The 24338-nt window shown below is 69.7% G+C and carries 25 protein-coding genes; 13 read left to right on the forward strand and 12 right to left on the reverse strand.

The annotated features are described in order from the left end of the window. The first annotated feature begins 31 nt into the window (after nt 1-31). The 4 genes from RM1_RS14335 (at nt 32) to RM1_RS14350 (ending at nt 4445) form a co-directional block, all read left to right on the forward strand. On the forward strand, nt 32-721 hold the full coding sequence (locus RM1_RS14335) for an MBL fold metallo-hydrolase (RefSeq protein WP_072752169.1): 690 nt from the start codon (nt 32-34) through the stop codon (nt 719-721). A gap of 53 nt (nt 722-774) precedes the next feature. Continuing rightward, on the forward strand, nt 775-1623 hold the full coding sequence (locus RM1_RS14340; protein WP_072752171.1) for a DoxX family protein: 849 nt from the start codon (nt 775-777) through the stop codon (nt 1621-1623). Next, complete coding sequence (locus tag RM1_RS14345; RefSeq protein WP_218019708.1) at nt 1620-2033, forward strand: DUF4440 domain-containing protein; 414 nt, start codon at nt 1620-1622, stop codon at nt 2031-2033. Before RM1_RS14340 ends, RM1_RS14345 begins: the two co-directional genes overlap by 4 nt. A gap of 111 nt (nt 2034-2144) precedes the next feature. Then, nucleotides 2145-4445 (forward strand): HelD family protein, encoded by a 2301-nt coding sequence (locus tag RM1_RS14350; protein ID WP_072752173.1) that lies wholly within the window; start codon nt 2145-2147, stop codon nt 4443-4445. Nucleotides 4446-4514: 69 nt separating this feature from the next. Here the strand turns inward: RM1_RS14350 and RM1_RS14355 are convergent, their stop codons facing one another. Continuing rightward, on the reverse strand, nt 4515-4967 hold the full coding sequence (locus tag RM1_RS14355; protein ID WP_072752175.1) for a universal stress protein: 453 nt from the start codon (nt 4965-4967) through the stop codon (nt 4515-4517). Nucleotides 4968-5116: 149 nt separating this feature from the next. On the opposite strand from RM1_RS14355, the gene RM1_RS14360 reads away from it, so the two are divergent. Both RM1_RS14360 and RM1_RS14365 read left to right on the forward strand, forming a co-directional pair. Next, nucleotides 5117-7924: an alpha/beta fold hydrolase gene (locus RM1_RS14360; RefSeq protein WP_072752177.1), complete on the forward strand. Its 2808-nt coding sequence runs from the start codon at nt 5117-5119 to the stop codon at nt 7922-7924. Then, nucleotides 7921-8790, forward strand: a complete 870-nt coding sequence (locus RM1_RS14365; protein ID WP_072752178.1) for an ABC transporter permease — start codon at nt 7921-7923, stop codon at nt 8788-8790. The genes RM1_RS14360 and RM1_RS14365 overlap by 4 nt, the downstream gene beginning before the upstream one ends. Before the next feature lie 16 nt (nt 8791-8806). Here RM1_RS14365 and RM1_RS14370 read toward each other — a convergent pair whose 3' ends face one another. After that, a complete protein-coding gene (locus tag RM1_RS14370; protein ID WP_072752180.1) occupies nt 8807-9673 on the reverse strand; it encodes an SCO6745 family protein in 867 nt (288 codons plus the stop codon). Between the two features lie 70 nt (nt 9674-9743). Further along, the gene (uvrB, locus tag RM1_RS14375; RefSeq protein ID WP_027501997.1) at nt 9744-11906 is read right to left on the reverse strand and encodes an excinuclease ABC subunit UvrB; all 2163 of its coding nucleotides are present in this window, start codon (nt 11904-11906) and stop codon (nt 9744-9746) included. 91 nt (nt 11907-11997) lie between these two features. On the opposite strand from uvrB, the gene RM1_RS14380 reads away from it, so the two are divergent. After that, nucleotides 11998-12495 (forward strand): ribonuclease FAU-1 family protein, encoded by a 498-nt coding sequence (locus RM1_RS14380; protein ID WP_174562955.1) that lies wholly within the window; start codon nt 11998-12000, stop codon nt 12493-12495. A gap of 40 nt (nt 12496-12535) precedes the next feature. On the opposite strand, the gene coaE is transcribed toward RM1_RS14380, so the two are convergent. Further along, nucleotides 12536-13756, reverse strand: a complete 1221-nt coding sequence (gene coaE, locus RM1_RS14385) for a dephospho-CoA kinase (protein WP_072752184.1) — start codon at nt 13754-13756, stop codon at nt 12536-12538. 124 nt (nt 13757-13880) lie between these two features. Between coaE and RM1_RS14390 the strand changes: the two genes are divergently transcribed. Further along, nucleotides 13881-14093 carry a hypothetical protein gene (locus RM1_RS14390; RefSeq protein ID WP_027502000.1) on the forward strand — a complete coding sequence of 71 codons (213 nt, stop codon included), beginning with the start codon at nt 13881-13883 and terminating at the stop codon, nt 14091-14093. Between the two features lie 121 nt (nt 14094-14214). Then, a complete protein-coding gene (locus tag RM1_RS14395) occupies nt 14215-14460 on the forward strand; it encodes a hypothetical protein (protein ID WP_027502001.1) in 246 nt (81 codons plus the stop codon). Between the two features lie 74 nt (nt 14461-14534). Here RM1_RS14395 and rpsA read toward each other — a convergent pair whose 3' ends face one another. Next, nucleotides 14535-16010 (reverse strand): 30S ribosomal protein S1, encoded by a 1476-nt coding sequence (rpsA, locus tag RM1_RS14400; protein WP_072752186.1) that lies wholly within the window; start codon nt 16008-16010, stop codon nt 14535-14537. Nucleotides 16011-16196: 186 nt separating this feature from the next. On the opposite strand from rpsA, the gene RM1_RS14405 reads away from it, so the two are divergent. Next, nucleotides 16197-17090 (forward strand): class I SAM-dependent methyltransferase, encoded by an 894-nt coding sequence (locus RM1_RS14405; RefSeq protein ID WP_072752188.1) that lies wholly within the window; start codon nt 16197-16199, stop codon nt 17088-17090. 10 nt (nt 17091-17100) lie between these two features. Here the strand turns inward: RM1_RS14405 and RM1_RS26435 are convergent, their stop codons facing one another. The 6 genes from RM1_RS26435 to RM1_RS14430 form a co-directional block, all read right to left on the reverse strand. Continuing rightward, the gene (locus tag RM1_RS26435; RefSeq protein WP_169310583.1) at nt 17101-17262 is read right to left on the reverse strand and encodes a type II toxin-antitoxin system antitoxin; all 162 of its coding nucleotides are present in this window, start codon (nt 17260-17262) and stop codon (nt 17101-17103) included. Nucleotides 17263-17266: 4 nt separating this feature from the next. Beyond that, nucleotides 17267-18112: an SPFH domain-containing protein gene (locus tag RM1_RS14410; protein ID WP_072752190.1), complete on the reverse strand. Its 846-nt coding sequence runs from the start codon at nt 18110-18112 to the stop codon at nt 17267-17269. Between the two features lie 48 nt (nt 18113-18160). Then, the gene (locus RM1_RS14415) at nt 18161-18913 is read right to left on the reverse strand and encodes an amino acid ABC transporter ATP-binding protein (RefSeq protein WP_072752276.1); all 753 of its coding nucleotides are present in this window, start codon (nt 18911-18913) and stop codon (nt 18161-18163) included. 29 nt (nt 18914-18942) lie between these two features. Continuing rightward, nucleotides 18943-19920, reverse strand: a complete 978-nt coding sequence (locus RM1_RS14420) for an amino acid ABC transporter permease (RefSeq protein WP_245816341.1) — start codon at nt 19918-19920, stop codon at nt 18943-18945. Nucleotides 19921-19943: 23 nt separating this feature from the next. After that, nucleotides 19944-20810 carry an ABC transporter substrate-binding protein gene (locus RM1_RS14425; RefSeq protein WP_072752278.1) on the reverse strand — a complete coding sequence of 289 codons (867 nt, stop codon included), beginning with the start codon at nt 20808-20810 and terminating at the stop codon, nt 19944-19946. A 140-nt stretch (nt 20811-20950) separates the two neighbouring features. After that, nucleotides 20951-22069, reverse strand: coding sequence for an isocitrate/isopropylmalate dehydrogenase family protein (locus RM1_RS14430; RefSeq protein WP_072752194.1), 1119 nt, complete (start codon nt 22067-22069; stop codon nt 20951-20953). Between RM1_RS14430 and RM1_RS14435 the strand changes: the two genes are divergently transcribed. Then, complete coding sequence (locus tag RM1_RS14435; RefSeq protein WP_072752196.1) at nt 22068-22580, forward strand: 2'-5' RNA ligase family protein; 513 nt, start codon at nt 22068-22070, stop codon at nt 22578-22580. The genes RM1_RS14430 and RM1_RS14435 overlap by 2 nt on opposite strands. Before the next feature lie 94 nt (nt 22581-22674). Continuing rightward, the gene (gene trxA, locus RM1_RS14440; RefSeq protein WP_027502010.1) at nt 22675-23037 is read left to right on the forward strand and encodes a thioredoxin; all 363 of its coding nucleotides are present in this window, start codon (nt 22675-22677) and stop codon (nt 23035-23037) included. 16 nt (nt 23038-23053) lie between these two features. On the opposite strand, the gene RM1_RS14445 is transcribed toward trxA, so the two are convergent. After that, entirely contained in the window at nt 23054-23827 is a 774-nt protein-coding gene (locus RM1_RS14445; RefSeq protein WP_072752199.1) for a PIG-L family deacetylase, read from the reverse strand. Nucleotides 23828-23887: 60 nt separating this feature from the next. Between RM1_RS14445 and RM1_RS14450 the strand changes: the two genes are divergently transcribed. Next, the gene (locus tag RM1_RS14450; protein ID WP_072752201.1) at nt 23888-24322 is read left to right on the forward strand and encodes a protein-tyrosine phosphatase family protein; all 435 of its coding nucleotides are present in this window, start codon (nt 23888-23890) and stop codon (nt 24320-24322) included. Nucleotides 24323-24338 lie beyond the last annotated feature (16 nt).

The raw sequence follows: 24338 nt of genomic DNA on the forward strand, positions 1-24338 counted from the left end.
CCCGCACCCATTCGACGGTAGCGTCCCCACCATGGACGGGCAGCAGATGACAATCGACGACAACTACACCGGCGAGCTCACGGTGGATTCCGACCCGCAGCGGCGGTCCTTCGCCGGCGCCAGCATCACCAAGATCTCCGTCGGCCCCATGGACAACAACTCCTATCTCGTGGTCTGTTCCGAGACCGGCGAATCCCTGCTCATCGACGCCGCGAACGACGCGGACCGGCTCGTGAGCCTGGTCTCGACCGCAGCGCCGACGCTCACCTCGATCGTCACCACCCACCAGCATCCGGACCACTGGCTCGCGCTCGCCGAGGTGGTCGGCAAGACCGGCGTCCCCACCATCGCGCACGCCCTCGACGCGGGCCCGCTCCCGGTCGCGCCCGACCGCACCGTCACCGACGGCGACCTGGTGGAGGTGGGCCGACTCTCACTCGAGGTCATCCATCTCGCGGGTCACACGCCGGGCTCGATCGCGCTGGCACTGACCGATCCGGCGACCGGCCAGGTCCACCTGTTCACCGGGGACTCGCTGTTCCCCGGCGGAGTCGGCAAGACCGCCGATGCTGAGAAGTTCGCCTCGCTGTACCGGGACGTGACGACCAAGCTCTTCGAGCGGTTCCCCGACGACACCGTCGTGTACCCGGGTCACGGCAAGGACACCACGATCGGCACCGAGCGGCCGTTCCTCGCGGAGTGGCAGGAACGCGGTTGGTGACGCCCGGCCCCTGACTAGGGTGGAGTACACCCGATCACGAGGGAGGCCACGCCATGTTGGTCCGTCGAATCGCCCGTCCCCTGCTCGCAGCGGTGTTCATCACCGGCGGCATCGATGCGCTCCGACACCCCGCGGGGAAGGCAGAGCGGGCGGAGCCGTTCATCAAACGGGCGCGGGGCGCTCTCCCCGCGTTGGTGCCCACTGACCCCGAGAACCTGGTGCGCCTGAACGGGGCGCTGCAGGTCGGCGCGGGCGCGCTGCTCGCCACGGGCACCGTGCCGCGCGTCGCATCGCTGACCCTGGCCGGCAGCCTGCTGCCGACCACGCTCGCAGGCCATGCCTTCTGGTCGGAGCCGGACCCGGCGCAACGAGCCGCGCAACGGACCCAGTTCTTCAAGAACATCAGCCTGCTCGGCGGCCTGCTCATCGCGGGCGTCGACACCGAGGGCAAGCCGTCCCTCGGCTGGCGGGGCCGCCGCGCTGCCCGTCAGGCCTCCGAGGCGGTGCTGGCGGCGCTGCCCTCAGCCAAGGACGGTGAGGTCCACGCGGCGGTAGGCGAGCGACTCCACTCCGCATCCGAACGGGTCCGCGGGCTCGCGTCGGAGGCCGCCGAACGCGGGGCTGCGCTCGCCGAGATGGCACAGGAACGCGCCCCCGAGCTCCTCTCGCTCGCGCGCCAGCACGGCGCCGAGTGGACCGAGGCCGCCGCCGAACGCGGGGCCGCGCTCGCCGAGACGGCACAGGAACGCGCCCCCGAGCTCCTCTCGGTCGCGCGCGAACACGGCGCCGAGTGGACCGAAACGGCTGCCGAGCGCGGCGCCCAACTCGGACACACCGTCGGGGTGGGCACCGAACGCGCGGTGCGGCGGGCCCGACGGGCCGTCGCGGACCTGGGCTCGTGATCGCTGCCCCCGAATCCCGGATCATCCGAGAGATCGAGGATCACCACGCGGTGCTCGAACGGTGGCTGGGGACCGTCGCGGACCCGGCGCTGCTGACCGAGTTCATCGGCGCCCACACCGCGGACTTCTCCCTCGTCACGACCGACGGGCACATCGTGTCCGGCGACGAGCTCGCGGATTCGCTGCGCGGCGCCGGTAACGCGGCCCCCGGGCTCAGGGTCGTGATCACTGCGGTCGAGGTGCAGCTCGTCACCGCCGAGGTGGCGATCGCCCGGTTCCACGAGACGCATCACACCGAGACCGGGGGCGGGTCCGGCGTGCGGATCGTCACCGCAGTCCTGGTCCCCGCGCCGGGCGCCCGCAACGGACTGCGCTGGCGTTCGGTACACGAGACGCTCCGCACCGACTGACGACGCGACCGCGGTGAGGACAACTCGCTGACCTGGTCCTTCTGCGTCCGAGCCACCCGACCACTAGACTCGCTTGGCACTTTTCCCTCCCCTACCGCCCGAGGAGACCACTTGCCGGACGAGGCGCTGCAGCACGACGAACGTGAGCGCGAGCAGCAGTACGTGTCGATGCTGTACGACCGTCTGGATTCGATGCGTGACTACGCCGCGACCCGCCTGCGCAAGGTGCTCCTCGAGAAGGGCGGCACCCCCCAGGCCCGCAGCGAGCGCGAGTCGTTCAGCCTGATGTACACCGAGGACATCGCCAAGTACGACGCGGCCGAGAACGGCCTCTGCTTCGGGCGGATCGACCTCGACGGGCAGGACCAGGACACCGAACGCCCCGACGGCGACGCGCGACGCTACATCGGCCGGGTCGGCATCCTCGACGAGGCAAACGACTACGAGACCCTGCTGCTGGACTGGCGGGCGCCGCTGGCCCGGCCGTTCTACCTGGCGACCCCGGCCGCGCCCGAGGGCGTCACCCGGCGCAGGCACATCAGGACCCGCAGCAGAAAGGTCACCGGGCTCGGCGACGAGTACCTGGACCTCGCGACCGCGGAGCGCTCGGGGGCCCTCGACGGCGCAGGCGGCGTGGCGGGCGAGAGCGCCCTGCTCACCGCGCTCAACGCGGCCAGGACCGGCCACATGAACGACATCGTCGAGACCATCCAGTCGGAGCAGGACGCGATCATCCGGTCCGAGCACAAGTCGGTGATGGTCGTTCAGGGCGGACCGGGAACCGGCAAGACCGCGGTGGCACTGCACCGCGCGGCGTACCTGCTCTACACCTACCGGCAGCAGCTGGCGAAGAGCGGCGTGCTGATCGTGGGACCCAACGACACCTTCCTGGACTACATCGGCCAGGTGCTGCCCTCGCTCGGCGAGACCGGTGTGCTGCTCTCCACCATCGGCGATCTCTATCCGGGAGTGCGTGCCACGCATCAGGATTCGCTCGAGTGCGGCGAGGTCAAGGGTTCGCTCGCGATGGTCGAGGTGCTCAAGCAGGCGGTCCGGGACCGGCAGGAGACCCCGCAGGAGCCGATCCGGCTGAGGTTCGACTCTTACCCGATCACCCTCGATCGCAAGGTCGTCACCCGCGCGCGCGGGCGGGCCCGCTCGTCGCGGCGCCCGCACAACCTGGCCCGGCCGATCTTCGTCTCGGCCGTGATCGAGGCCCTCGCGGATCAGCACGCGGCCCGGATCGGGTCGAACGTGCTCGGCGGGGCGAACCTGCTCAGCCGCGACGACATCGCCGACATCCGCGACGAGATGCGCGGCGACCCCGAGGTGATGGCCGCGATCGACGGGCTGTGGCCGCAGCTGACGCCCCAGCGGGTGCTCGCCGACCTGCTCGGTTCGCGGAAACGGCTGGCCACGGCGGCACGCGAACTCACTGCCGAGCAGCGCGAATTGCTGCACCGCATCGGTGTCGCGGGGTTCAGTGCCGCCGACGCTCCCCTGCTCGACGAGCTCGCCGAACTGCTCGGTGTGGACGACGCGGCGGAGCGCGAGCGCGCGGACCGCGAATGGCGGGCACAGATCGCCGACGCCCAGGGCGCGCTGGACATTCTCACCGGCTCGGCCCCGCAGGACCTCGAGGACGAGCTGGATCCCGAGATCCTGATGGCGTACGACCTGATCGACGCCGGGCAGCTCGCGCAGCGTCAGGACCTGCGGCAGTCCCAGACCGCGGCGGAGCGCGCGGCGGCCGATCGCACCTGGACCTACGGTCACGTCATCGTGGACGAGGCTCAGGAACTCTCGGAGATGGCCTGGCGAATGCTGATGCGGCGCATCCCGAATCGCTGGATGACCCTGGTCGGCGACACCGCCCAGACGGGCGATCCGGCCGGCAGCTCGTCCTGGCAGACGGTGCTCGAGCCGTACGTCGCCCGGCGCTGGAAGCTTACCGAGCTGACGGTGAACTACCGCACGCCGTCCGAGATCATGGAGGTCGCGCAGGACGTGCTCGCCCGGATCGACCCCGGCCAGACGGTGCCGCGTTCGGTGCGTGACTCGGGGACGCGACCGTGGGCACGGCGGGTTCCGGAGGGCGAGGTCGCCGAACAGGTCCGTCGGCTGGTCGCCGCGGAGACCGGGCCCGGCCTAGTCGCGGTCCTGACCAGCGAGTCCGGCGTCGACGAGTACCTCGACCTGGTCTCGGATTCGGTGAGCGTGCTCTCGGTCCGCCAGGCGAAGGGGCTCGAGTTCGACTCGGTCCTCATCGTCGAGCCCGGCCGGATCGTGGACGAGTCACCGCGCGGCATGAACGACCTCTACGTCGCGCTCACCCGCGCCACGCAGCGACTTGGCGTCGTGCATGCGCACCCACTTCCGGACGGACTGTCGAAACTGTCTGTACTCGAATAGCTTTCACGGGCGCAATGACAAACCGCCCCCGTCGGCGCGGCCGGCGGGGGCGGGAGATGTCGGACGCGGCTAGCGGACCGTGTGCACGATCAGGACGTCGGAGGTGGACTTGCGCGCCGCGTCCGAAGGTACCGATCCGAGCAGACGCCCGGTCAGCGTGTTCAGTCCGCGGTTGCCGATCACCAGCAGGTCGGCCTCGACCTCGTCGATGAGCGCGAGCAGCGAGTCAACGGGGGCGCCGACGACCGCGCGCTCGACTATATCGGTCGCACCCGCCGCGTGCGCCCGCTCGCGGGCGGTCCGAAGGATCTCGAAGGTCGGCGCGGAACCGGTGATCTGGTACGCGTCCTCACGGAGGGTGTCCTGCGCGGCCTCGATGTCCTTCGGGTCCGCCGGGTAGTAGGCGCAGGCGATGACCAGCTTCGCGCCGGCATCCGACGCCAGCGACGCGGCCTTGTCCACTGCCTTCAGGGACGAATCCGAGCCATCGGTTCCGACGACGATGGTGCGGTAGGCGCTCATTGAATCCTCCAAGGTGCTCAGGTCTGACCGAAGCGCCGCAGAGAACACGGACAGCCCGGCCGCTGGGAAAGACCCTAGCCGGATCACGATCGGGTTAGGGGGAATTGCGGCACAACGCACATCGGCGCCTCCTCGCTACATTAGATCTCATGCGAATCCCCCGGCCGCAGGGAATCAGGACCCGAATCGTCGTGGCCGCCGCACTCGTCGCGGTCGGCGTCGGTGCCGTCGCCGTGACCAGGTCGATCACCGAACCGCCCGCGCCGGTGACCGAGGATGTCGCGGTCACGATGCCCGCTGGTCCCGCAGAGTCGGATCAGGTCAAAATCGATGCCCGCCTGTATCTTCCGCAGCACACCCCGGCCCCCGCCGTGCTCCTCGCGCACGGGTTCGGCGGCAGCAAGGACTCCGTCGCCACGCAGGCGCGCGCCCTCGCGGAGGACGGGTTCGTGGTGCTGGCATACAGCGCAAGGGGTTTTGGGCAGAGCACCGGCCAGATCTCGTTGAACGACCCCGATCGCGAGGTGGCGGACGCTCGCGGACTCGTCGACTGGCTGGCCGCGCGCGACGAGGTCCAGCGGGACGCCCCCGGCGACCCACGGATCGGCGTTGCGGGCGGATCCTATGGCGGCGCACTGGCCCTGATGCTCGGCGGACTCGACTCGCGTATCGATGCGATCGCCGCGGCGATCACGTGGAATGACCTGGGCCACGCCCTGTTTCCGAACTTCGGCACGCTCGAGACGCCACCATCCTCGACACCCGCGGCGGCCGGATACGGCGGCCCCGGCGTGCTCAAGCGCGGCTGGGCGGGCATCTTCTTCGGCGCGGGCACGGCCCCATCCGAGGCGGGCACGGACGCGGCCGGACCACGACCGGCACCGGACCCGTGCGGACGGTTCGCGCTGGAGTTCTGCCGGGAGTACGCCGCGGCCGCGGTGTCCGGGAAGCCGAGCCAGGAACTGCTCGACCTGCTCCGTGCGCACTCCCCCGCGGCGGTCGCGGGCGCGATCACCGCGCCGACGCTGTTGATCCAGGGGGAACAGGACACGCTGTTCGGACTGGACCAGTCCGACGCGACCGCGCGCCAGATCGCCGAGTCCGGCACACCCGTCCAGGTGCGCTGGTTTCCCGGAGGGCACGACGCCGGGGGCGAGGGCACCCGGTTCAGCGAGTCCGCGACGTCACGGTTCCTGTCGGACCGGCTCCGCGGGTCGGGCGAGGTCGACGGGGAGTTCGTGTTCTCGCTCCCCGGCACCCCGACCGATCAGGGTCGCCCCTCCTACCGGCGGATGACCGCCGCCGACTACCCGGGCCTCGTCGCGGGCGCGCCGCCGACCCCGACGTCCGATCTCCCGCTCGCCGGACCTGCGTCGCAGAGCATCATCCGGCCGCCAGGCGCCGCACCCGCCGCGCTGTCGGCGGTACCCGGCCTCGGCTCGGCACTGTCGAACCTGGGTGCCGCGGGCGGACCGGCGGCGCAGCTGGTGGCCGACCCGCCCGGCCAGTCCGCCGCGTTCGCCACCGCCCCGCTCGATCGCCCGCTCACGATCACGGGCGCCCCCACGGTGCGGCTCACGGTCACCGGCGCCTCCGCGCCGGGGGACGCCGTGCTGTTCGCGAAGCTGTACGACGTGAGCCCCGACGGCAGGCGCACCCTTCCCGGCGGCGCGGTCTCCGCGATCCGGCTGTCCGACGGCCCAGGACCGATCCCGATCTCGGTGACCCTGCCCGGCATCGCGTTCCAGGTTCCGCAGGGACACCACCTCGAGGTGGTCGTCACCACCACCGACCAGGCCTACGCGAACCCCCTCAGCCCGGCCCAGTACTCAGTGGCCCTCGCCGACGACGCCGGCCTCCTTGTCCCGAGCGTGCCCGCGACAACCTCCAGCCGGTCGCTGCCGATCGCGCCGCTGATCGGGATCGCCTGCATCCTCGGCGGGGCCGCGCTGCTCGTGACCGTCGGCGTGATCCGCCGCCGTCGCCGCGTTGCGGCCGAGGTCGACCCCGCCCTCGTCGACACTCCCCTGGTCATCACCGACCTGCGCAAGACCTACGACAACGGTTTCCGCGCCGTCGACGGGGTGAGCTTCACCGTCCGCCGCGGCCAGGTTCTCGGGTTGCTCGGTCCCAACGGCGCGGGCAAGACCACCACCCTGCGGATGCTGATGGGGCTGATCGCGCCGACGGAGGGCGAGATCCGCGTCTTCGGCCACAAGGTCACCCCCGGCGCGCCCGTGCTCTCCCGGCTCGGGTCCTTCGTCGAGGGGTCAGGACTGCTGCCGCACCTGAGCGGCATCGACAATCTGCGGCTGTACTGGGAGGCCACTGGGCGGCCTGCCGCCGAGGCCCGCATGGACGAGGCCCTCGATATCGCTGACCTCGGCGACGCGATCGAGCGAAAGGTCCGCTCCTACAGCCAGGGGATGCGCCAACGGCTCGCGATCGCGCAGGCGATGCTTGGCCTGCCGGACCTGATGGTGCTGGACGAACCCACCAACGGGCTCGACCCGCCGCAGATCCGCACCATGCGGGAGGTTCTGATCAACTACGCGCGCACCGGACGGACCGTCCTCGTCTCCAGCCACCTGCTGGCCGAGGTCGAGCAGACCTGCACCGACGTGGTGGTGATGAACCACGGCCGGGTGATCAGTTCCGGCACCGTCGAGGAGCTCACCTCCGCCGAGGGCGCCACCGAACTCCGCGTCGACGACCCGGCCGGGGCGGCCGCCGTTCTCGAGTCGGTCGACGGGCTCGGGCCCGTGCGTCTGATCGAAGGTGAGAATCCCAGGCTGCGAGTCGATCTCGGCGGATCCGACCCGGCGGTGCTGGTGCGCGCCCTGGTCGGCGCAGGCATCGGCGTCAGGGGTTTGTCGAAGACGACCCGCCTGGAGGACGTGTTCCTCCGGCTCGTGGACATCTCGGACCACCGCGAGAACGACAGGGAGGACGCATGACCAGCAACCACGTCACGTCCCATGCCGACGGCAGGGCGGCCGGCTACCGGGCGACGCACACCCTGCCGCTGCGCACCGAGCTCAAGCGCCAGTTCAGGCGCAGGCGAACCCATCTGGCGCTCGGATTCCTGGCCTTGCTGCCGGTGATCCTCGCGGTCGCGTTCGCGATCGGCGGGTCGGACTCCGGGTCCGGCGCGGTCGACCTGATCGAACTCGGCACGAGGGGCGGGGTGAACTTCACCGTGTTCTGCCTGTTCATGTCGGTCGGTTTCCTGCTGATCGTGGTGGTGGCGCTGTTCTTCGGCGATTCCGTCGCGAGCGAGGCGTCCTGGTCCTCGCTGCGGTACCTGCTGGCCATCCCGGTGCCCCGCAGCCGGCTGCTGCAACAGAAGGCCATCGTGTCCGCGGCGCTGTCCGCGCTGGCGATCCTGATCCTCTTCGGGGTGGCGCTCACGCTCGGCACCGCCCTGTACGGGACGGGGCCGCTGGTGACCCCGTTCGGCGATTCCCTCGGGTACGGCGAGGCGGTGGGACGGCTGCTGGCCGCGCTCGCGTTCATCGCGGTGAACCTCACCTGGGTGGCGGGCCTGGCCCTGCTGCTCTCCGTGCTCACCGACGCCCCGCTCGGCGCGGTCGGCGGCACGGTGATGGTGTCCATCCTCGTGCAGATCCTGGACCAGATCACCGCGCTCGGGCACTGGCGGGACTACCTGCCTGGGCACTTCTCCTTCGCCTGGACCCGGCTCCTGGCACCGACGGTGGACTGGCACGACATCGTGGTCGGGTCGTTCTCGGCGCTGGCGTACGCGGCGGTGTTCGGCCTGCTGGCCTGGCAGCGGTTCGCGGTCAAGGACATCACCAGCTGACCGCGCCCGGCCGCGGTCAGCGCGAGACCGCGGACCCGTACACCCCGTCCGGGAACACGTCCTGTTCCACCAGTACCGCGCGCAGGTCGGTGCCGAGTTCGAGCAGGCGCGCCACGCCGTCCTCGCCGAGCGCCGCCCACGGAGCCACCGCCATCTCGTCGGTGAGTTCCTCGACGCATTCGCGCAATTCCCAGCCGGCGCCGGTGAGCTCACCACCGTCGCCGAGCAGACCACGATCGGTGAGCGAGTCGACCGCCGCGCGCCACTGCTCGTCGGACCAGCCGCGGCGGGACCTGGCGAACTGCTCCTGGAACCCGTTGCCGGTGGCCGTGTGCGTGACCAGCGCCTCGATCCCGGAGAGTCCCGCGGTCTGCAGGGCGGCGATGTGGCCGTCGCCTCGGTACTCACGGAGCAAAGTGAGCGCGTGCCACAGCACCAGGTGCGGCTCGGACGGCCACTCGATCTCGGCGTGCCCGGCGTACAGGGGCCGACCGGCCGCATCGGGGATCGAGCGCGCCGCGGCGGCGGCCAGGGCCGCGGCCTCCTCGAACTCCGGTGAGCCGATCGACTCCGCGCCGAAGATCCGACGCATCGCCGCGTCCACCCCGCGGTACCTGGCCGCCACGACGTCCGCCGGGCGTGCCTGCGTCCAGGCGATCGGGATCACCGGTGCGATCGCCTCGGGGTTGAAGTTGTAGAAGGTCGCGGCGACGACCCCGACCCCGACCGCGCCCATCGCCGCGGACCGCCCCGCGAAGTAGCACATCCGGCCGGCGCTCAGGCCCGCCGCCACGAGGCTCTCGTTCACCTCCGGCGCGAAGTACGACATGCCGTGGATCAGATCAAGGGTCCGGGCTGTCTGCCCCGCGGTCCGTGCGTCCATGTGCTCGACCGTAGCGGGCGCGACCGGAGCGTCCCCCGTCCGGTCGGTGCGTGACCCGGGCCCGGCCTGCCTACGAGAGGCCGGCGGCGTCCATGCCCCGAAGCTCCTTCTTCAGGTCCTGGATCTCGTCGCGCAGCCGCCCGGCCAGCTCGAACTGCAGCTCGCGCGCCGCGTTCATCATCTGGTCCGTCAGTTCCTTGACCAGATCCGCCAGCTCCGCCCGCGGCATCGACTTCACGTCGCGGCCCTCGTACACGCCCGCGCTGACCGCCCGGCCGGCCTCGCCCTGGGCACGGCGCCCGCGGCTGGCGTTGCGCCCCGAACCGCCGACGTCCACGCCCGCGGCCGTGTCATCGGCCTCCTCGTACACCTGGTCGAGGATGTCGGCGATCTTCTTGCGCAGCGGCTGGGGGTCGACGCCCATCTCCCGGTTGTAGGCGATCTGCTTCTCGCGGCGACGATCGGTCTCCTCGATGGCGTGGGCCATCGAGTCGGTGATCTTGTCCGCGTACATGTGCACCTGGCCCGAGACGTTGCGGGCCGCGCGGCCGATGGTCTGGATCAGGCTGGTGGAGCTGCGCAGGAAGCCCTCCTTGTCGGCGTCCAGGATCGCGACCAGCGACACCTCTGGCAGGTCGAGGCCCTCGCGAAGCAGGTTGATGCCGACGAGCACGTCGTACTCCCCCAGACGCAGCTGGCGGAGCAGCTCGACCCGGCGGAGGGTGTCGATGTCCGAGTGCAGGTAGCGCACCCGGATCCCCAGCTCGAGCAGGTAGTCGGTCAGGTCCTCGGCCATCTTCTTGGTCAGGGTGGTCACCAGGACCCGCTCGTCCTTGTCGGTGCGCTCCCTGATCTCGTGCACCAGGTCGTCGATCTGGCCCTTGGTTGGCTTCACCACCACCTCCGGATCCACCAGCCCGGTTGGCCGGATGACCTGCTCGACGAACTCGCCGCCCGCCTGGCCGAGCTCGTACTTGCCAGGGGTTGCCGACAGGTACACGGTCTGCCCGATCCGCTGGGTGAACTCCTCCCAGGTGAGGGGACGGTTGTCGGTTGCCGATGGCAGCCGGAACCCGAACTCGACGAGGTTGCGCTTGCGGGACATGTCGCCCTCGTACATCGCGCCGATCTGCGGAACGGTGACGTGCGACTCGTCGATGACCAGCAGGAAGTCCTCGGGGAAGTAGTCGATGAGGGTGGCGGGCGCGGTGCCTGCACCGCGGCCGTCGATGTGCCGCGAGTAGTTCTCGATCCCGGAGCAGAACCCGACCTGCTTGATCATCTCGATGTCGTAATTGGTCCGCATCCGCAGCCGCTGCGCCTCGAGCAGCTTGCCCCGCCCCTCCAGGTCGGCGAGCCGCTCCTCGAGCTCGGCCTCGATGTCCTTGACCGCCCGTTCCATCCGCTCCGGGCCCGCGACATAGTGGGTGGCCGGGAAGATCCGCAGCGAGTCGACCTGGCGGACCACGTCGCCGGTCAGCGGGTGAAGGTAATACAGCGCCTCGATCTCGTCGCCGAAGAACTCGATGCGGATCGCGAGCTCCTCATACGACGGGATGATCTCGACCGTGTCCCCGCGCACCCGGAACGAGCCGCGGGTGAAGGCCAGGTCGTTGCGGTTGTATTGCACGTCGACCAGCAGGCGCAGCAATGCGTCACGGGGCACCTCGACGCCGACGTCGAGCTGGATCGACCGGTCCAGGTAGGACTGCGGGGTACCGAGACCGTAGATGCACGACACCGACGCGACCACCACCACGTCACGACGCGAGAGCAGGCTCGAGGTAGCCGAGTGCCGCAGCCGCTCGACGTCGTCGTTGATCGACGAGTCCTTCTCGATGTAGGTGTCCGTCTGCGCGATGTACGCCTCGGGCTGGTAGTAGTCGTAGTACGAGACGAAGTACTCGACTGCGTTGTTCGGCAACATCTCTCGCAGCTCGTTCGCGAGCTGCGCGGCGAGGGTCTTGTTCGGTGCCATCACCAGCGTCGGCCGCTGCAGCTTCTCGATCAGCCAGGCCGTCGTCGCCGACTTTCCGGTGCCGGTGGCACCGAGCAGCACCACGTTCTTCTCGTCCGCCCGGATCCGCCGCTCGAGTTCCGCGATCGCCGCGGGCTGGTCACCTGCGGGCTGGTGCGGGCTCACCACCTCGAACCGGGCCTCGGACCGTTCGATGTCGCCGACCGGCCGGAACTCGGAGTGCGCCACCACGGGATGCTCGGATGCGAAAGCCATGGAACCAGAGTAAGCCGGGGCACCGACATCCTCCCGGCATCGTCGTCGGCGCCCGACCCGCCGGGTAGGTTCAACAGCCATGGACGGCGAAGTGCACGCCCCGAAGATCGAGTCCTTCTCGCTCGCGGACAAGACCAACACCGATCCGAAGGGTTTCGTGCGACCGGTGGACCACTACCGGCTCGAACCGTGGGGCCTGTACATGGCCAGGACCTCGGACCATGCCCACTTCCACTACCTGGAGTCGTGGCTGCTGCCTGCCCTCGGCCTGCGCGCGTCGATCTTCCACTACCACCCGTATCACGCGCGGGATCAGAACCACTACGTCGACATCGGCGAGTTCACCGCGGCACCGGGGGTCTGGCGATCCGAGGACCACTACCTGGACCTGGTGGTGCGCACCGGGCGCGACACCGAACTACTGGACGTGGACGAGCTGATCGCCGCGCATTCGGCAGGCCTGCTCGACGCCGCGACGACCGAGCTGGCGATCCACAGAGCGGTGACCGCGGCGGACGGGATCGCCGCGTACGGACACGACCTGGACGCCTGGCTCGCCTCCGTCGGGATGCCGATCAGCTGGCGCTGACCGGGTCCGGACGCTGATCAGCCGGCGCCGACCGCGCCCCTCATGAGGGCGACCAGCCGGTCCGCTCGGCCCACTCGCAGGCCCGCTGGTAGCCGAGATCGAACCACGGCGCGAGCGCCGCGGCATAGGTCGCGGTGGCCTCGCCCGTGTCCGCGTCGGCGGCGGCCCAGCGGACCGCAACCCTCTTGGCCTCGAGGAACTCGGCCCGAGCAGCGGCGTCGGCGCGCAGCCAGTCGCGCAGCAGGAGCGCGAAGCGCTGGCCCGGCCAGCCGTCGACGCGCAGGCTGATCTCCACGGGCCTGCCGGGATCGGCGCCGCCGTGGGTGCGCTTGTCCCACAGAGCCGGATCGGACTCGCCACCGATGGCGTAGTCCGGCTTCGGATCGTCGCTGGTGATCGACTCGATCAGCGGGAACCCGGCCGCGGCCAGCGGGCCCGCGAGCGCGTCCGCCGCGGCGATGCTCGAGACGGTGATCTGTACGTCGATCACGTCCTTGGCCTCGAGACCCGGCACAGAGGTGGAGCCGACGTGGTCGATACGCAATGCGCCGGCTCCGCAGGCCAGCCACAGGCGCTCGATCAGCCGCCGTGCCTGGTCCGGCCAGGACGGATCGGCAGGCGCGAGGACGGGCCGGAGCCGGACCACCGCTCCGGTCCGCAGGTTCTCCTCGAAGGGCACCAGCCGCTGTTCCCACAACGCCTTCACCTCGGCGTCCAGGCCGCCCTGCGGACCGCTGTTGTCCAGCCAGACATCCGCCGCGGCTCGTCGCTGGTCGTCGGTGGCCTGCGCCGCGAGGCGGGCCCTGGCATCGTGCTCCGGCATACCGCGCAGCTCGACCAGACGTCGCACCCGCTCCTCCGCGTCCACGTAGACGACGAGGACGAGATTGAACAGCGCGCCCATCCTGCCCTCGACGAGGAGCGGAATGTCCTGCACCACCACGGCATCCGCCGCGGCGGACTCGACGAGCTCGGTCGTGCGCCTGCCCACCAGCGGATGGACCACCGCGTTCAAACGGGCCCTCGACTCGTCGTCGCCGAACGCCACGGCCGCGAGGGCTGGCCGATCCAGCCGGCCGTCGGGTTGCAGGATCGAGTCACCGAACTCCGCGACCAGCGCGGCAAGGCCCTCGGTTCCCGGTTCCACCACCTCGCGGGCCACCAGGTCGCTGTCGACAACCACGGCACCGAGATCCGCCAGGATCCTCGACACCGTGGATTTACCCGCTCCAATACCTCCGGTGAGGCCGATTCTCAGCACGCATACCAGTCTGACATCTGAACACGCCGGAGCACACCAGCCCCAAATGCACCAGGTTTACCGGGGAATCGGTATCCTACGTGCAGACGCGCCAGGCCACCCATCTCGAGACAAAGGGAATTCCATGCAAAGCCACTACATCCTTCAGGGTCGGCACCGTCTGGGCATCGTCAACGGGGTGCACTGCATCCTGATTCCCGAGGTCGCCACCGCTCTGGCCGAGCACCGTCGCAACTGGTTCACGCAGATGATCAGCCCCGCGCGCCACAGCTTCGCCACGATGCGCAAGCGCACCGCCGTCATGCAGAGCGCCTGGGCCCCTGCCGCAGTGAGCTGATCGGGCTCCCCGGCTCCCACACCACCACGAGTGACCCCGCCCGAATCCGGGCGGGGTCACTTGCTGTATGCGTACGCAGATTCGAATGCGGCCGCCGCGACGGCGTCCTACCGTTGGTGACATGACTGTCAAAGCCGATGATCTGCGACTGTTGTTGGCCAGCTCCCTCTCGCAACCCGCACTGGTTCTGGAGGAGGGCTCGATCAAGGTTCTCTCGGGAGACGAGGTGGCCGAGCGTTCCTCCTGGGTGCTCGTCACCCTCGAGGACCTCCGCCGGGAACTACCGGACGGCGACAACCCCACCGAGCACGATCTGGTGGAGAAGGCCGCCATGATCGACGAACTCGCTTCCAGCCCGGGGGCATGACCGGAGAGACAAAACAACCCCGGTCCTGTACGGACCGGGGTTGTTCTGTGAGACCCGGCTAGCGGGTCATCGGGTCACGCGTTGCCGGACAGCTTCTCGCGGAGAGCGGCGAGCTGCGCGTCGCTGGCGAGCGAGCCACCAGCGGATTCCTGCGCGGCACCGGCGGACTCGCCTGCGTCGGCGGAACCGGTCTCGGAGGAGTAGCCTGCGGCGGCGTTGGCAGCCTCGGCGGCCTCGTCCGCAGCGGTCTTCTCCATCTGAGCGGTGTGCATCTTGTGGCGACGCTCGGCCTCGGCGTAGCGGCCTTCCCACTCTTCACGCTGCTTGTCGAAGCCCTCGAGCCACTCGTTGGTCTCGGGATCGAAGCCCTCGGGGAAGATGTAGTTGCCCTGCTCGTCGTACGAGTCGGCCATGCCGTACTTGGACGGATCGAACTCGGCGTTGTAGTCCTCGTTGGCCTGCTTCAGCGACAGCGAGATACGACGACGCTCGAGGTCGATGTCGATGACCTTGACGAGGGCATCGTCGCCGACGCCGACAACCTGGTCCGGAACCTCCACGTGGCGCTCGGCCAGCTCGGAGATGTGCACCAGGCCCTCGATGCCCTCCTCGACGCGAACGAAGGCGCCGAACGGAACGAGCTTGGTGACCTTGCCGGGCACGATCTGGCCGATGGCGTGGGTGCGGGCGAACTGACGCCACGGGTCTTCCTGCGTCGCCTTGAGCGAGAGGGAGACGCGCTCGCGGTCCAGGTCGACGTCGAGAACCTCGACGGTGACCTCGTTGCCGACCTCGACGACCTCGGACGGGTGATCGATGTGCTTCCAGGACAGCTCGGAGACGTGCACCAGGCCGTCGACGCCACCCAGGTCCACGAAGGCACCGAAGTTGACGATGGAGGACACGACGCCCTTGCGGACCTGGCCCTTCTGGAGCTGGTGCAGGAACTCGCTGCGGACCTCGGACTGGGTCTGCTCGAGCCATGCGCGACGCGACAGGACCACGTTGTTGCGGTTCTTGTCGAGCTCGATGATCTTGGCCTCGATCTCCTTGCCGACGTACGGCTGCAGATCGCGGACACGACGCATCTCGACCAGCGACGCGGGCAGGAAGCCGCGGAGGCCGATGTCGAGGATCAGGCCGCCCTTGACGACCTCGATGACGGTGCCCTTGACGGCCTCGTCCTTCTCCTTGAGCTCCTCGATGGTGCCCCAGGCGCGCTCGTACTGTGCGCGCTTCTTCGACAGGATCAGTCGACCTTCCTTGTCCTCCTTGGTGAGAACAAGAGCCTCGACGGCGTCGCCGACGGAAACGACCTCATTGGGGTCGACGTCGTGCTTGATCGAGAGCTCGCGGGAAGGGATGACGCCTTCGGTCTTGTAACCGATGTCGAGCAGGACCTCGTCGCGATCGACCTTGACGATGGTTCCTTCGACGATGTCGCCATCGTTGAAGTACTTGATCGTTGCGTCGATGGCGGCGAGGAAATCCTCGGCGGAGCCAATGTCGTTGATGGCTACCTGCGGCGAGGTGACGGTGGTGGAGGGCATGTGTTGAGTTGCTCCGGACGGTTGGGTAGTCGGTTGATGGTGTTCTGTCAGACTCACGAATCCCCACCGCTGCGCCGAATCCGGCACCGTACGGCAGACACTCGCGTGGATTAGGGTACGCGACCTGTAGCGAGCTGGGCAAACCCGGATGGACCGACGTCGACGGGAAACCCTACTGTGGAGCCCATGCCGGGGTCGACGAATGACGCAACTGACATCACACCGCGGACCGATCCGGACGACCGTCACGGCGAGGCCAATTCGATCCTCGGGACCAGTGGCGTGAGCCGCGACCGCCTCGACTCCGCCGACAGCGAGCGCGCCAGCCGCGCCTGGTGGGATGCCGACGCAGCCGACTACCACCGCACGCACGGCGACTTCCTCGGGGTTGACTCCGCGGCCGGTGAGTTCGTCTGGTGCCCGGAAGGACTACACGAGGGCGATGTCCGACTGCTCGGCGACGTGGCGGGCCGCGACGTCCTCGAGGTCGGCTGCGGCTCGGCTCCCTGCGCGCGCTGGCTCGCGGGCCAGGGCGCGCGCGCGGTCGGGCTGGACCTGTCGATGGGCATGCTCACGCGCGGCGTGGAGGCGATGGCCAAGGGCGGTCCGCGGGTGCCGCTCGTCCAGGCGGGCGCGGAGTCGCTGCCGTTCGCGGACGAGAGCTTCGACATCGTCTGCTCCGCCTTCGGCGCGGTTCCGTTCGTCGCCGATTCCGCACTGGTGATGCGCGAGGTGGCCCGGGTGCTGCGCCCCGGTGGGCTGTGGGTGTTCGCGGTGAACCACCCGATCCGCTGGATCTTCCCCGACGACCCCGGCCCGAAGGGCCTCACGGCGACGATGCCGTACTTCGACCGGACGCCCTACGTCGAGGTCGACGACGACGGCACGCCGACCTACGTGGAGCACCACCGCACGATCGGCGACCGGGTGCGCGAACTCGTCGCGGCCGGCCTCGAGGTGCGCGACATCGTCGAACCCGACTGGCCGGAGTGGCTGGACCGCGAATGGGGCCAGTGGAGCCCGCTCCGCGGTCAGATCTTTCCCGGCACCGCGATCTTCGTCAGCCGCAAGCCCGACTGACCTCGCACCGTCAGTCGGGATCGCGGGGCCTGCGGCCTGCCTCGTCGAGCGCCCGCCGCAGGGCGTATTCCAGTTGCGCGTTGACGCTGCGCAGGTCGTCGGCCGCCCACTTGGCGATGGCGTCGTAGACGGCCGGGTCCAGCCGCAGCAGCACCTTCTTGCGTTCGGCCATGGGATCAGGAGTACAGCGAGCCCGCGTTGACGACCGGCTGGGTGGCCTTGTCCCCACACAGGACCACCAGCAGGTTGGACACCATGTTCGCCTTGCGTTCCTCGTCGAGCTCGACGACGCCCTGCTCGCCGAGGCGATCGAGCGCGAGGCCGACCATCCCGACGGCGCCCTCGACGATCATCGTGCGGGCCGCGACCACCTGGGCCGCCTGCTGACGCACCAGCATCGCCTGCGCGATCTCCGGCGCGTACGCGAGATGGGTGATGCGGGCCTCGATCACCTCGACGCCTGCCAGGTCGGTCCGATCCCTCAGCTCGGCGGTGAGCTCGGCGGCCACCTCGACGCCGTCGCGCAGGCTCGTGCCGTGCGCCTGGTCCGAATCGTAGGGGTGCGTGGTGGCCAGGTGCCGGACCGCGGCCTCGGACTGGATCGCGACGTACTCCTCGTAGTCGTCGACCGCGAAGGTCGCCTTACCGCTGTCGACGACCTTGTAGACGACCACGGCGGCGATCTCGACCGGATTGCCCGCCGCGTCGTTGACCTTCAGTTTCGAGGTCTCGAAGTTGCGCACCCGCAGCGTGACCCGACGCTTGGTGGTCAGCGGGACCACCCACTGGAAGCCTGCGTCGGCAACGGAGCCGACGTAGCGGCCGAAGAACTGGACGACCCTGGCCTCGTTCGGGTTGATCACCGTGAAGCCGGTCGCCAGGACCACGACCACCACCGCGAGCACGATCCCAGCACCGGCCCCCACGGGACCCGCCAGGGTGGCCACCGCGGCGACCACCGCGAGCACCACCAGCCCCAGCAGCACCGCGAACCCGTTCAACCGAAACGCCCGACGCTCCATGTCCCCACCTTTGCTATCGAAGTGATATCACTACGATAGCAAAAGGGCTCAGAGCAGCTTCGACAGGAACAGCTTGGTCCGGTCGTGCTGCGGGTTGGCGAGCATCTCCCTCGGGTCGCCGGACTCGACGACCACGCCACCGTCCATGAACACCAGCTCGTCGGCGACCTCGCGGGCGAAACCCATCTCGTGGGTCACCACGACCATGGTCATGCCCTCCTTGGCGAGGTTCTTCATCACCCCGAGCACCTCCCCCACCAGCTCCGGATCGAGCGCGGAGGTCGGCTCGTCGAACAGCATCAGCTTCGGGTCCATCGCCAGCGCCCGCGCGATCGCCACCCGCTGTTGCTGACCGCCCGAGAGCTGTGCGGGATAGGCGTCCGCCTTCGCGCTCAGCCCGACCTGATCGAGGAGGTCGCGGGCGCGTTCGACGGCCTGCTTCTTGCGGACCTTCTTCACCTGCATCGGCGCCTCGATGATGTTCTCGAGCGCGGTGCGGTGCGGGAACAGGTTGAAGTGCTGGAACACCATGCCGATGTCCCTGCGCTGGCGCGCCGCGGCCCGCGGGTGCAGCTCGTAGAGCTTGCCGCCGCGCTCGGAGTACCCGACCAGGTCACCGTCGACGTAGAGCCGGCCCGCATTGACCTGCTCGAGGTGGTTGATGCAGCGCAGGAACGTGGACTTGCCCGAACCCGACGGCCCGACCAGGCACAGCACCTGGCCGCGACCGACCTCGAGGGTCACGCCGTTGAGGACCTTCAGCGCGCCGTAGTTCTTGCAGACCCGATCCGCACGCACCATCGGCGTGCCGGCGGCGCTCTTCAGCTCGGTCACTTGCGTTCGCCTCCTGGGGTGTCGGGCAGCTCGTCCGCCGCCGGGGTGGCCGTGGCAGGGCCGAGCACCACCGGCTTACCCTGCGCGTCCGCCAGCGCCTGCAGTTGACGCGCGGTGAGGGTGCGGGTGGCGCCCTTCGAGTAGTACCTCTCCAGGTAGTACTGACCGACCATCAGGACGCTGGTGATCACCAGGTACCAGGTGGCGGCGACCAGCAGCAGCGGGATCGGCTCGAAGTTGACGCCCGCGATGTCGCGCTGGCGGCCGTAGAGCTCCAAGCTGAACGGCACCGCCGAGACCAGCGAGGTGGTCTTGAGCATGCTGATCAGCTCGTTGCCGGTCGGCGGGATGATCACCCGCATCGCCTGCGGCAGCACCGTGCGGCGCATGGTCTGCGACCACGACATGCCCAGCGCGGTTGACGCCTCGGTCTGGCCCTCGTGCACCGAGTTCACACCGGCCCGGACGATCTCGGCCATGTACGCGGCCTCGTTGAGGCCGAGCCCGATGATCGCGAACAGGAACCCAGCCTCGATGCCCTGGAGCTCGATGTGAACGAACTGGTGCACGAACGGGATCCCGAGATCGAGGGACTTGTAGATCGACGGAAACAACCCCCAGAACACCAGCTGGACGTAGACCGGGGTGCCTCGGAAGATCCACAGGTAGACCCACGAGAAGGTCTTGAGGACCGGGTTCGGCGACAGCCGCATCACCGCCAGGATCACGCCGAGCACGACGCCGAGGACCATCGCGAGCACCGTCAGCTGCACGGTGACCCAGGCGGCCTTGGTGATCCGTTCGTCGAACAGATAGCGGCCGTACACGTCCCAGGAGAAGGCCTCGTTGGTCGCGGCGCCGTACACGAAGAGCCCGAAGAGGCCCAGTACGACCACGGCGGCGACCCAACGCCCCGGCCGGCGCAGCGGCACGGCCTTGATCGGTGCCGGTTCCCCGGCCGCTGTCTCTGGCATCGGTGCCCGCCTTTCCGTCCCGCTCATCCGCCGGACCCCTCGCTCGCTGCGCCGTTGATCACCGAGGTCTCGATCACGCCCGCCTCGACGCCCCAGTTCGCGGCGATCTGCTGGTAGGCCCCGCTGTCGATCAGGTGCTGCATCGCCTGCTGCAGCACCGGCCCGAGCGGCGAGCCCTTACGCACCGGCCAACCGTATGGCGCCGAGTCGAACACCGGGCCTGCCGGTTCCAGCCGGCCGCTGCTGCGCGCGATCGCATACGCAGTCACCGGCGAATCCGCCGAGAGCGCGTCGACGCGCCCGAGGATCAGCGCGTTCGTGGCCTCGTCCTGGCTGTCGTACTTGACCTTGTTGATCGGAGGCCTGCCCGCTGCCACGCACGCCTCGCTCTTGGCGGGCACCTCGTCGATGTCCTCGGTGGTGGTGGTCTGCACAGCGACCCGCAGCCCGCACGCGTCGTTCGGGTCCACCGAGTCGCCCTCGCGCTGGGCCCACTGGATGCCTGCGCGGTAATAGGTGACGAAGTCGACCGATTCCTCGCGCTCCGCGGTATCGGTGAACGACGACATGCCGAGGTTGTAGGTGCCGGCCTGCACGGCGGGGATGATCTTGTCGAAGTCGGCCTGCTTGTATTCGGCACGCACCCCCAGCACCGCCGCCACGGCATCCATCAGGTCGACGTCGAAACCGACGATGCGGCCCGACTCGTCCTTGAACTCGTTGGGGGCGTAGGGCACGTTGACGCCGACGATCAGCCGGCCCGAGGACGCGATCTCCTGCGGCAGCTGCGCGGCGATCGCGTCCACCTTGTCCACGGGCACTGGCGCGGCGACCGGGACCAGTCCCTCGGTGTTCTTGACGCAGGCCGACACGGTGACCGCCAGCACCAGCCCGACGAGACCGGCCGCGAGGCGGCCGCCGCGTGTGCGTCGGGGCCGGGCGCCGACGGGCGTCCGGCCCGAGGGAGATCGTGATGTCACCCGCAAAGACTACTGGGTATCCCGGGCTCCGGAGACCAACCCGGACGCGGTCAGCGCCGCAGGATCCGTGCCATCACCGTCTCGGCGAACTCCGCGGTCGACGCCAGCCCGCCGAGGTCCGCGGTCGCGACCCCCGCCTTGAGGGTGTTCGCCACCGCCGACTGGATCCGCTCCGCGGCACGACCGAGCGCCGGGTCACCGCCGCGGGTGCTCAACCAGTCGAAGAGCATGGCGGTCGAGAGGATCATCGCGGTCGGATTGGCGCGGTTGCGGCCCGCGATGTCGGGGGCGGCCCCGTGCGCCGCCTGCGCCATCGCCTTGGTCTCGGACGCGTTGAGCGACGGCGCGGTGCCGAGCGAACCGGACAGCTCCCCAGCCAGATCCGAGAGGATGTCGCCGAACATGTTCTCGGTGACCACGACGTCGAAGTCCTCGCCCCGCCGCACCAGGTGCGCCGCCATCGCGTCGACGTGCTCGTTTCGCACCTCGACGCCCGGGTACTGCTGCCCGATCTCGTGACACACGTCGCGGAACAGTCCAGTGGTCAGCGCCAGCACGTTCGCCTTGTGCACCACCGTGACCCGGCCGCGGCGCCGGGAGGCGAGCTCGAAGGCGGCGCGGGCGATCCGTTCGGAGGCCCGCCGGGTCACCACGCCGACCGCCATCGCCACATCCGGCGTCGGCATGAACTCGCCACTGCCGGTGAACATGTTGCGGTCCGCGTAGAAACCCTCGGTGTTCTCGCGGACGATCACCAGGTCCATCTCGGGCGACACGGCGCGCACCCCGGCAAAGGCGCGCGCGGGCCTGATGTTGGCGAACAGGTCGAATCGCTTGCGGATGGTTCCACCGGGAGTCAACTGACCGCGGAACGGATCCGGGTAGGAGGCGCTGTCGTGCGGGCCGAGCACCCAGCCGTCGAGGTCGGCGAGCGCCACCAATGTCGACTCCGGCATCGGCGTGCCGTGCTCGCCGATCGCGTCGAGGCCGACGTCGAGGGGCACCCACTCCACCGGTGTCCCGCCGACGGCCGCGACGGCGGCGTCCGCGATCCGCTGGGCCGCCGGCACGATCTCGTGGCCGATCCCGTCCCCCACCAGCAGGCCGAGCCGCGTCGGCTCCGATGTCGTTGCGCTCGTCGGGTTCACCCGACAATCATTGCTCACCATGGTGCAGTCCGTGGAGTTGTTGCTCGACGACCGCCTCGACGCCGCGGTGCGCCGCGAGTGGCGCCAGGTCTCCGGGACCGGGATCCGCGGGCAGGACGCGGTCCGGCAGATCTCGAATCGCCCGCACATCACCCTCGCGGTGGCCCAGCACATCGACCCCGAGACCGACCTCGAGCTCCAGCGGGGACTGCTCGCCCCAGCCCTCCAGGTCACGCTCGGCGGCCTTGTCGTCTTCGGCGGCCACCGAAAGACGCTGGCACACCTCGTCGTCCCGACCGCAGGTCTGCTGTCGTTGCAGCGGACCGTCTTCCGGCTGGTGCGCCACAGTACGGGCATTCCCGCGCACACCCACCCCGGCGACTGGACCCCGCACGTCACGCTCGCCAGGCGGGTGCTCCCCGAGCAGATCGGGACCGCGATCTGCGCCGTTTCGGCCTCCCACCTGACCGGGCACGCGGTCTCGATCAGGCGGTGGGACGGCGAGGCGAAGCGGGAATGGCTCATCGCCTGAGCCGGGTTCCCCCACGCAGGCCGGCCCCTGGCGGGAAGAATCGGACACCCGGCCGCGTTGAACCCGGTCGATACGCTTTGACGAGAGGATTCAGATGCCAACGCAGACCCTGACCCAGCAGAACTTCGACGAAGTCATCGGCGGGAACGATGTCGTCCTCGTCGACTTCTGGGCGTCGTGGTGCGGACCGTGCCGCAGCTTCGCCCCGACCTTCGAGGCCTCCGCCGAGCAGCATCCCGACGTCGTGCACGCGAAGGTGGACACCGAGGCCGAGCAGGGACTCGCGGCCGCGGCCAACATCCGGTCGATCCCGACGATCATGGCCTTCCGCGAGGGCATCCTGGTCTTCTCGCAGCCCGGCGCACTCCCGCCCGCGGCGCTCGAGGATCTGGTGACCCAGGTGCAGGCGCTGGACATGGACAAGGTCCGCGAGCAGGTCGCGGCCGCTCAGGACTGAGCGCCCGCGGGCCGCGTCAGAGCGGTAGCGCCGTCTCCGCCAGCCCGGCGGGGGCGCCCCGGCGCCGGAACCATTCCTGACCGAACGCGGCCCGCAGCTGCTCCTCCGGCATCTGCAGGAACGGCCCGAAGTCGCCGACCTGGGTGGCGTGCGCGTGCATCGCGGCCCGCTTGGCGCCCATCGCCGCGCTGACGTCCACCACGGTGGTGATGTCCTCCTCCGGCAGGCCGAACGAATCGAGATCCGGGGGCTGGGCATCCTCCGACCACTCCGGATTGGCCGCCATCAGCCGGCGGATGTGATCACGGCTGACGGCGGCCTCGTAGACGTGGGGCACCCCGGCGATCTCCGCCGCGCGCACGCCGACGTGGTGCACCTGCACGTGGTCCGGGTGCCCGTAGCCGCCGTTGGGGTCGTACACGGTGAGCACGTCCGCGGACTCCTCGACGAGGATCGCGGCCAGCCGCGCCGCGGCCTCCTCGACGTCGGCGTTGCAGAACGCCGCCGGGTTCGCGTTCTCGGGCGTGCCCGCCATCCCCGAGTCCGCGTAGTGCAGCAACACCACCCGATGCGCGCCGAGCACGCTGGTGGACTCCTCCAGTTCCCTTCGCCTGCGATCGGCCAGCGACTCCCCCTCCGCGAGCAGTCCCTCTGGGAACTCACCGAGGGCGCCGTCGGTCGCGGTGACGACGACGACGCGATGGCCGGCGTCGGCAGCCTGACGCATGACTCCGCCGGTGATGAACACCTCGTCGTCGGGGTGGGCATGGAAGCAGACCAGGACGCTCATCCCGCAATGGTTCCACAGGACCGCCGCTCGCCCCCGCGTGACCCGAGTATCTTCCCGATAATGGACCGGCCATGGGACACAGCGGAATCGGGGGTGCTGCGCCTACCGTCTACACGGCGCGTGCGGGGACGCGCGCTTCGAAGGCCACTGCCGGACGGCGAACCTCCCGAGTTCGGTCTCTACCTGCTCGGCAGTCCCCCGCCCGCCTTCGGATGGGAGTCGCGCTGGGTCCGGTGGCCGGATTTCCGGCTCCCGAGCGATCGGGCCGACGCCAGGGACGCCATGCGCGACGCCTGGGAGCGCGCCCGGACACAGCGGGTGGAAGTCGCGTGCGGCGGCGGCAGAGGACGCACCGGCACGGCGCTGGCCTGCATCGCCGTGCTCGACGGCGTCCCCGCCGACGACGCGGTCGCCTTCGTGCGTCGACACTTCGATTCCCACGCCGTCGAGACGCCCTGGCAGCGGAGATACGTCGCACGATTCGCCGCCTGGTGACCGGTGTCGACGGCGA

Source organism: Rhodococcus maanshanensis NBRC 100610, assembly GCF_001894865.1.
In the GTDB taxonomy this organism is placed as follows: domain Bacteria; phylum Actinomycetota; class Actinomycetes; order Mycobacteriales; family Mycobacteriaceae; genus Rhodococcus_G; species Rhodococcus_G maanshanensis.